Annotated in this window: 5 protein-coding genes and 1 rRNA gene; 2 read left to right on the forward strand and 4 right to left on the reverse strand. The window is 40.7% G+C overall.

The annotated features are described in order from the left end of the window. Positions 1-50 precede the first annotated feature (50 nt). Positions 51-932 (reverse strand): lipoyl synthase, encoded by an 882-nt coding sequence (lipA, locus tag B3E92_RS06650; protein WP_046672297.1) that lies wholly within the window; start codon positions 930-932, stop codon positions 51-53. A gap of 149 nt (positions 933-1,081) precedes the next feature. On the opposite strand from lipA, the gene B3E92_RS06655 reads away from it, so the two are divergent. Both B3E92_RS06655 and carB read left to right on the forward strand, forming a co-directional pair. Beyond that, positions 1,082-3,340 (forward strand): beta-N-acetylhexosaminidase, encoded by a 2,259-nt coding sequence (locus tag B3E92_RS06655; RefSeq protein WP_083295834.1) that lies wholly within the window; start codon positions 1,082-1,084, stop codon positions 3,338-3,340. Positions 3,341-3,694: 354 nt separating this feature from the next. Continuing rightward, on the forward strand, positions 3,695-6,514 hold the full coding sequence (gene carB, locus B3E92_RS06660) for a carbamoyl-phosphate synthase large subunit (RefSeq protein ID WP_070563252.1): 2,820 nt from the start codon (positions 3,695-3,697) through the stop codon (positions 6,512-6,514). Positions 6,515-6,558: 44 nt separating this feature from the next. Here the strand turns inward: carB and B3E92_RS06665 are convergent, their stop codons facing one another. The 3 genes from B3E92_RS06665 to rrf all read right to left on the reverse strand — a co-directional run bounded on the left by B3E92_RS06665 (position 6,559) and on the right by rrf (position 9,895). Beyond that, positions 6,559-7,497, reverse strand: a complete 939-nt coding sequence (locus B3E92_RS06665; RefSeq protein ID WP_254667666.1) for a formylglycine-generating enzyme family protein — start codon at positions 7,495-7,497, stop codon at positions 6,559-6,561. Between the two features lie 168 nt (positions 7,498-7,665). Then, complete coding sequence (locus B3E92_RS06670; protein ID WP_239468794.1) at positions 7,666-9,072, reverse strand: Gfo/Idh/MocA family protein; 1,407 nt, start codon at positions 9,070-9,072, stop codon at positions 7,666-7,668. 711 nt (positions 9,073-9,783) lie between these two features. After that, positions 9,784-9,895, reverse strand: a 5S ribosomal RNA gene (gene rrf, locus B3E92_RS06675). Positions 9,896-9,995 lie beyond the last annotated feature (100 nt).

Below are 9,995 nucleotides of genomic sequence, written 5' to 3' on the forward strand. Positions count from 1 at the left end.
TTATATATCTTGCGAAAAATATTCTTTGTTAAAAAACTTAGAAATGTTTTCTATTGCATATCAAATAAATGTTTCTCTGCATGGTAAGAAGAACGAACCAGCGGTCCAGACTCCACATACTTGAATCCCATTTCCAAACCAATTTTCTGATATTTCTCAAATTGTGCAGGTGTAATCCACTCGATTACAGGATGGTGAGCTTTGGTAGGCTGTAAATATTGCCCCAGTGTCAAAATATGTACCCCAACGTTATATAAATCTTGCATTGCCTCGATAACATCTTCCTCTGTTTCACCTAAACCAAGCATAATTCCTGATTTTGTACGGAGTCCAGCTTCAGAAATTCGACGCAGACACTCAAGTGAACGATCATATTTAGCTTGAACGCGAACTTCTCTTGTCAAACGACGTACAGTTTCAAGGTTGTGCGAAACAACCTCTGGACGTACTGCAATCACGCGGTCCAAATTATCCCATTGTCCTTTAAAATCTGGCAAAAGTGTTTCTAAGGTTGTTTCAGGACTTTCCCTTCGGATGGCATTAATTGTCTCCGCCCATATTATCGAACCACCATCTTTTAGGTCATCACGATCCACCGAAGTGATCACACAGTGTTTTACCTGCATTAACTTGACAGAATTGGCAACACGATTAGGTTCATCCAGATCCACCGCCAACGGACGGCCTGTTGCTACCGCACAAAATGAGCAAGAACGTGTACAGATATTTCCCAAAATCATGAAGGTTGCTGTTCCAGCCCCCCAACATTCGCCCATATTCGGGCAATTTCCACTCTCACAAATTGTATGTAATTTATGCTCGTCTACAAGACTTCTGACATGTCTATATTCTTTACCAACAGGCAATTTGACACGCAACCAATCAGGCTTGCGTTGTGCAGGAGTTGCCGGAATAACTGGAAGTTCAATCATACAACAAAGTTAAGGATTAAAAATGTAATTTCTAACCGTCAATTTGTTGGTTTTATATCATAAAAAATAAGCGATTACCGTCAATAATAGAATTATGAAACAAAAATTAGGATATTTGTGTTGATTATCATTAATCTAATAACAAAACTATGCGACTGAGCCGATCTTTATCCATGTTGTTACTTGGGGGTGCAACCATTTTTACAGCACAAGCCCAAACCAACTTTGACATTATACCCAAACCTTCGAAAATCACCTTGGCTACTGGAACATACGCTATCCCTGCACATCTTCAGGTTATTGTTTCAGATGAATTTCAGGAGGCGACACAGTTACTTACTGAACACCCCGCCATCAAAAGCCTCACTGTCGAAGTACTCAAGAAAAATAAAAAAGGCCCTAAAGAAGGCTTTCGCATTATTAAAGCTGTCGATGCAGATAATCTGAGTAAGAACGCCTATTCCATTCAAATCGATGAAAAAGGCCTGCTACTCAGGGCTTGGAATGTACCTCAGGTGATCAATGGGATTTACACGCTGGTTCAATTAGGCTATCTACAAGCCGATCCAAGTAAAGTAGCCTATGCGACTATAGTCGATGAGCCTCGCTTTGCCTATCGTGGCTTACACCTGGATGTATCGCGTCATTTTATGCCACTATCCTTTGTAAAAAAGTATATCGACATCATGGCCATCTATAAGTTCAATAACTTTCATTGGCATTTAACCGACGGAGCAGGGTGGCGACTGGAGATTAAAAAGTACCCAGAGTTAACACAAAAAGCGGCCTGGCGAACACATACGAGCTGGAAAGATTGGTGGAACAATGGTCGTCAGTATGTAGAAAAAGGTACGCCAAATGCCAGCGGTGGATTCTATACACAGGAAGAGGCCCGCGAATTGGTCGATTATGCTGCCCGCAAAGGAATCAATGTTATTCCCGAAATAGAAATGCCCGGACATTCGGAAGAAGTATTGGCCGTATATCCCGAACTCTCATGTTCCGGAAAGCCCTATAGTCAGGGAGAATTCTGCATCGGTAATGAAAAAACCTTTGAATTTCTAAAAAATGTATTGGATGAAGTCCTCACAATATTCCCTTCCCAGTACATTCATATCGGCGGTGACGAAGCTGAGAAAAAGCATTGGGAAACCTGTCCAAAAGATCAGGCACTCATGCAGAAAGAAGGACTGAAATCTGTCGACGAACTGCAGAGCTATGCCATCAGACAAATGGATCAATACCTGCAATCTAAGGGTAGAAAACTGATCGGTTGGGACGAAATCCTACAAGGGGGACTTACCGAAGGAGCTACCGTCATGAGCTGGCGCGGTGAAGATGGCGGCATAAAGGCCGCAAATGCAGGCCATGATGTCATCATGACTCCCGGTTCACACCTCTATTTTGATTCTTATCAGACAGACCCTCGGACACAGCCTGAGGCCATCGGCGGTTACCTGACACTGGATAAGGTGTATTCATATGATCCTATTCCAGCGGCCATTCAAGGAGATAAAGCCAAGCATATTCTCGGAGCACAAGCGAATATATGGACAGAATATGTTCCTACCACCGAACACCTTGAGTATATGGTATTCCCACGTGCATTGGCTTTAGCAGAGGTCAATTGGACCAATAAAGATGGGAAAAGTTGGACTGACTTTGAGCGAAGACTGCAATCTCATTATAAGCTTTTACAAGATCTGAACGTCAATTATTACCGTCCTTCCTTTAATGTCGCTTATACGGCCACCTACAATGCAGCTAAAAACAACAATAAAATTATGCTGACAACCGAGCAACTAAAAACAGATCAGATCCGATATACCATTGATGGCAGTGAGCCTACAATCCAGTCTACGCCGTATACCGGACCATTTGAACTCAGCTCGACAGGCCATATCAATGCGGCTTATTTTCTAGATTCTATCAAAATTGGTCCAACCCTATCCTTTGATATTGACATTCATCGCGCTATCGGAAAAAAAGTAGCGTACAACACAGCATGGTCGGGATATCCAGCACAAAAAGATTCTACCTTAACAAATGGAATCATGGGTGGACTTTCCTATCACGATGGCCAATGGCAAGGATTCACCAGTCCGATTGATGTGGTCGTGGATATGGAACGTAGAGAAGAAATACACCAGGTAGCCATGAATTTTATGCAGATAATTGGCCCAGGCGTTTACATGCCCGGAGAAATGGAAGTCCTGCTTTCGGATAATGGCCGTACCTTCAGATCGGTAGGAACAATCAAAAATGATATATCCGATAAAGAGTCCAAGTTGACTTTCAAAAGGTTTGAACTCAAACTTGACAAAGCACAGCAGGCGCGTTATATAAAGATCAAAGCCAGCAATCCTAAAAAAGGTTATTTGTTTACAGACGAAATCATCGTTTATTAAACACATCTGGACAGTTTTCTAAACCTGCATGTTTTATTGACTTGTGGTTTCTCATTAAAGCATCAATGAGTTCAAAACTCACTGTTATCGGAAAACAACAACCTTCATGATTTCACAGCACCAATAGCTCTAAAATCATGAAGGTTCTATACTCGTTTTTGTTTTTCAGGACTACTTTTCCAACAAACGGCATTTAATTTTGAAATATTATTAAAATAAATACTTAATTTTCAAAATTTAAAATGTAACTTTGCACTCCGACAAAGCAGTCGGAATGACCCTTCCCCATGAGCTATTTTTGATTGTCTTTGCTCAGATTTACAATAGGAAATTTAATTTTTTGAACTAGATATAATGCCAAGAAACACTTCCATTAAGTCGGTTTTAATCATCGGATCAGGTCCCATCGTTATCGGTCAAGCTTGTGAATTTGATTATTCTGGATCTCAAGCATCCCTTTCATTGAAAGAAGAAGGTATTGAAGTATCCATCATCAACTCAAACCCTGCAACAATCATGACGGACAAAGTTGTTGCGGACAATGTCTACTTACTTCCATTAACTTGCGAAAGTATTGAAGAGATTTTGCAAAAACACAACATTGACGCTGTACTTCCTACCATGGGTGGTCAAACGGCTTTGAACTTATGTATCGAAGCTTCCAACCTAGGCCTTTGGGAAAAATACAATGTAAAAGTTATCGGTGTTGATGTTGCTGCCATTGAAAAAACTGAAAACCGCGAAGAATTCCGTCAATTAATGGTTGATATCGGTGTGGGCGTTGCAACATCCAAAATTGCAAACTCATTCCTTGAAGGTAAAGAAGCGGCACAAGAGATTGGCTATCCGCTTGTTATACGTCCATCTTATACCCTTGCAGGTACAGGAGGTGGGTTTGTTCACAGAAAAGAAGATTTTGACGCAGCCTTAAATAGAGGTTTACATGCATCACCAACACATGAAGTTTTGGTTGAACAAGCTGTATTGGGCTGGAAAGAATTTGAGTTGGAATTACTTCGCGATACCAATGACAATGTTATCATCATCTGTACTATTGAAAACTTTGATCCAATGGGTATCCACACTGGAGACTCGATCACCGTTGCACCAGGCATGACATTATCAGACAAATGTTATCAAGATATGCGTAATCAGGCTATCCTAATGATGCGTTCAATTGGTACATTTGCGGGTGGTTGTAACGTTCAGTTCTCTGTAAACCCAGAAAACGAAGAGATCATCGCCATCGAAATCAATCCACGTGTATCACGCTCTTCCGCTTTAGCATCGAAAGCAACGGGTTATCCAATTGCGAAGATTGCAGCTAAACTGGCGATCGGTTACAACTTAGATGAATTACAAAATCAGATCACCAAGACAACATCCGCATATTTTGAACCAACATTGGATTATGTGATTGTTAAGATTCCTCGTTTCAACTTCGATAAATTCAAAGGAGCAAACAAAGAATTAGGTCTACAAATGAAAGCGGTAGGTGAAGTTATGGCAATCGGCCGTACATTTATCGAAGCTTTACAGAAAGCATGTCAATCCTTGGAGACTGGCCGCGCTGGTTTAGGTGCTGATGGTCGTCAATGGAGAAACCTTGACGAAATCATGGATAGTCTCGAACATCCAAGTGGTGACCGCTTATTCCATATCAAAGATGCTTTCGAATTAGGCGTTCCTTTGGAATCGATCCGTAAGGCAACACGTATCGACAAATGGTTCTTGGTACAGATCCAAGAGTTGGTACACCTTGAGCAAGAATTACGTCGTTATCAATTGAATAATATTCCACGCGACTTCTTCATGACCTTAAAACAAAAAGGTTATTCAGATGTACAAATCGCATGGTTATTAGGAAATGTAACCGAGGATCAAGTGTACGATCGTCGTAAGGAGTTAGGTATCAACCGTGTTTACAAAATGGTCGATACTTGTGCTGCAGAATTCCCGGCACAAACACCTTATTACTATTCGACATTCGAAGAAGAGAACGAATCCATCTCTTCAGATAGAAAGAAAATCATCGTTTTAGGTTCTGGTCCAAACCGTATCGGTCAAGGTATCGAGTTCGACTACTCTTGTGTACATGGTTTATTAGCCGCTAAAGAATGTGGTTACGAAGCGATTATGGTTAACTGTAACCCGGAGACTGTATCGACAGACTTCAATATGGCTGACAAATTATACTTCGAGCCCGTATTCTGGGAGCACGTACGTGAGATCATCGAATTAGAAAAACCCGAAGGTGTTATCGTTCAGTTGGGTGGACAAACGGCTCTTAAAATGGCTGAGCGTCTAGAGCAACTTGGCGTAAAAATTATCGGTACTTCATTTGAGAATATGGACTTGGCAGAAGACCGTGGCCGTTTCTCCGATCTATTGAAAGAACTGGAAATTCCATATCCAAGATACGGTGTAGCAACTTCAGCAGAAGAAGCATTACAAGTTGCAAACGAAGTTGGCTATCCAGTATTGGTGCGTCCTTCTTACGTATTGGGCGGACAAGGAATGAGTATTGTCATCAATGACGAAGATTTAGAAAAAGCTGTCGTTAACTTGTTGAAGAATCTTCCTGGAAATCATATTCTGATTGACCACTTCCTGGATCGTGCAGAAGAAGCTGAATCAGATTCAATCTGTGATGGTGAAGATGTACACATCATTGGTATGATGGAACACATCGAGCCTGCAGGTATCCACTCGGGTGACTCATCGGCGGTATTGCCTCCATTTGGTCTATCACAAGCTGTTCAGGACAAAATGGAAGAATACTCTATTAAATTGGCAAAAGCGTTGAACGTAAGAGGTCTATTAAACATCCAGTTTGCTGTCAAAGGTGAAAATGTATATGTAATCGAGGCTAATCCACGTGCATCACGTACAGTTCCTTTCATCGCTAAAGCTTATGATGTTCCTTACATCAATATTGCAACTAAAGTCATGTTGGGCGTCAATAAATTGAAAGACTTTACAATCGAACGTAAATTGAAAGGATACGCGATTAAAGAACCTGTATTCTCTTTCAATAAATTCCCTGAAGTAGACAAGCAATTAGGCCCTGAGATGAAATCAACTGGTGAAGCAATTCGCTTTATCAAAGATCTACAAGATCCTTATTTCAGAGAATTGTACAATCAAAAATCAATGTTTTTGAATGCACAATAAGGCATATCAATAAAATAGAAAAGGCTTGCACATGCAAGCCTTTTCTATTTTATATCTTTTACACAGCGAAATCCAACATTATTTGTAGGACTGTTGACCTCTCCTTTTCCTCTGCTTCCGGCTTTATACCTTTCGCAATATTGATCATTGCAAAGAAATGACCCTCCCCGCTGAACGCGTTTTTCAAGATTTGGTTCCTGTGGATCATAAGAATCTTGTGGTCCTTTGGGATTAGCAGCTGTACTATGCTGATAATAGTCAGGTCTATAAAAATCAGCACACCATTCCCACACATTCCCTTCCATATCATACAGTCCCAACGCATTTGCCTGAAATGATTTTACAGGTGCTGTCCCCTCAAATCCATCTTCTTTTGAATCTTGTACCGGAAACTTTCCCTGGTAAATATTTGCGGTCCATTTACCATTAGGCTTCAAGTCTTGGCCCCAATAATACAAATCGTCGTTTGCATCTTTACGTCCTCTAGCCGCATATTCCCATTCCGCTTCTGTAGGTAATCGCTTGCCTGCCCATTCCGCATAAGCTGCAGCATCTTCATAGGCAACCTGAACAACAGGATAATTCATTTTGTCCTTTATCGAGCTATTCGGCCCCTCGGGATGTTGCCAGTTTGCACCAGGGACATACTCCCACCACATCAGGTAATTATTTAATGAATTGAGTTCTTTGGGCTTAGAGAACACAGCCGATCCCGGGACTAACATCTTGGGATCCACTCCCGGAAAATCTTTCGGATCAAGCTCTCGCTCAGCAACAGTTACATAACCCGTCTCCTTTACAAACTGCGCAAACTGTGCATTTGTGACCTCATGTTCATCCATATAAAATGAATTTAGTTCAACCTGATGTAGGGGCTTACTATCTTCAAAATTTGAACTTCCCATTAGAAATTTGCCCCCTTCGACCAATATCATTTTGTCCGCATTCTTGCTTTTTAGCTGGGCAATTTGGGATTTTATCATACCAGCGCGAGTAGGTATATTTTCCCCAACACAACAGGAAAGTGTATCCTTGGTGGAAAATAACGATAAACAGGTAATTAGAGTCAGATTGAATAACATAATTAAAGATAAACATAAAAGGGGAACAATAAAAAGTTCCCCTTCAATAAGTCATTTTATATAGGAGGGCTATACGCCCAATTGTATATTTTCTTTTTTCGCTGATCTCGAACGGATAGGCGTATTTCCGCCACCTTTTAACGTGATTTCTACCGGCGTATTATTTTTCCATGCACCTTTTGTGAAATCCGGTACATCAACTGTTTTACAGTTCTTTTCGACAGATTCGAAACTCAACGGTACGATACAGCTCCATGAAGCAGCGTCATAGACATCCTGATCCAAAGGTAATCCATTGCGCAAACAATCAATTAGACGCCAGTCCATCATAAAATCCATCCCACCGTGTCCACCGACCTGCTTTGCCTGCTCACCAATATATTTTACCAATTCTGGGGTGTATTTATCATACAGTTCCTTCAATTTCTGTTCTGTAATGAATTCATGACCAAAAGCAATATTCTCCGTAGGGTACTTTTGTGCAAACCCTTTGGTACCACTCAGTGTATGTAGCCTAGAATAAGGTCTAGGAGAAGTAACATCATGCTGCAACATAATCGTTTTCCCTTTGGCCGTACGGATAAGCGTTGTATTCATATTACCACGGTATTTCTTTCCTACAAATTCCTGAAAAAAAGAATCCTTAGCGGCTAACTCTTTCGCTTTTTCTCCCATCATAAAATCACTGGAAGACACCGCCACAAGATGATCCATTTTATCCCCTCTATTGATATTTAAGCATTGTGCCACAGGTCCAAGTCCATGTGTAGGGTACAGATTTCCATTTAGTTTTATATTTTCTCTTAGGCGCCACATGTTATCATAGCCATTTTTTGCAAAGTTAAGATCAAGCAAATCGTGAATATAAGCACCTTCGGCGTGAACGAGCTCGCCAAACAAGCCTTGGCGCACCATATTCAATGTCAGCATTTCGAAGAAATCATAACAGCAGTTCTCCAGCATCATACAATGCTTTTTAGTTGCCTCGGATGTTTTTACCACCTCCCAACAATCCTTGATTGTCAAAGCGATCGGGACTTCACAAGCCACGTGATTACCCGCTTTCATCGCCGCAATACTCATCGGAGTATGATAATCCCAAGGCGTACAAATATAGACCAGATCAAGCTTCTCTTCTTTCAACAAGGATTTCCAGCCATCTTCACCTGAATACGCTTTAGGAGCTGCTAAACCTTTCGATGTAACAATTTTTGTTGCGCGCTCCACCCGGTCTGGATGCTTGTCACAAAGTGCGACAATTTCGCATCCCTCAATAAAGGACAAGCGTTCAACAGCACCAGGACCGCGCATACCCAATCCTATCACCGCTACTCTGACTTTATCGATTTTTGGAGCTGCATATCCAGACATATTAAACGACGCGGCTGCCGTATTGGCATTGACCAGAGTAGGGAGTGAAACAGCCAGCGATGACAATATTCCGGCTTTTTTAAGAAAATCTCTTCTAGAATCCATAATTTAAAGTTCATATAAATTTAAAGGGACCAATTGGTCCCTCTAAAAAATCACCTATTTTAAAACAAACTAAACAGTCAATAGAAAAAATCCTTTTGGATCGGATTTTATAGTTGGTTCTATTTAAAGAACTTAATCTCTATAACAATAATATAACACTTTTTTCTAAATAAAAAATGAAACTTGAAAGCAATCGTTTGCTTAATCTACACAAACGATTGCTTAAATTTTTATCTTCGTTGTTTTTCAATCGATATTCTGCAGCCACAGAGTTTTTAATAATGAAATTCCGAGTAGAATAATGGCATTGCTACAATATAATCCAGCAATGATTACTAATGAATGCCGAGCTGCATTTGTTATCGTTAAGCAATTGTAACTTCACAGAGGCCTAGCTAGAAGTATAATGTTATCGGGTTCCTGATCGGGATATGTAGATGAGAAATAGTATGTGGATACAATGATATCTGCCTTATTAAGCTTAATAACAGTGTAGAATGACCGTATAACATATGAATTTTATAGCAAGAACTATAGCCACTCACTGTATAATTCACAACAGTTGGATAGCCTATAAGGAAAGTAAACTCAAGCAACGTACTGCGATAACCAATAGGCGGAGGATATGCAATAGCATTGTACGGGGAAGTACAGGCAGGTAGCTAAACGAAAGAAGCCCTTGACTGTTTCCAGCAAGGGCTTCCGTGTAAAAAAAGGCACCGACCTACTCTCCCACCTGTTACGGCAATACCATCGGCTCTGGCGGGCTTGACTGCTCTGTTCGGAATGGGAAGAGGTAGACACCGCCGATATAGGCACCTAAAAATCTTTATTGGCTGATCTATGATAATATATCATCGTCAGGCCAACTGACATATCTATTGAAAGAGCTTCGTTTCTTTTTTGTTATTCTTTTCGTTTCT

The organism is Sphingobacterium sp. UBA6317 (genome assembly GCF_002440385.1).
Classification (GTDB): Bacteria; Bacteroidota; Bacteroidia; order Sphingobacteriales; family Sphingobacteriaceae; genus Sphingobacterium; species Sphingobacterium multivorum.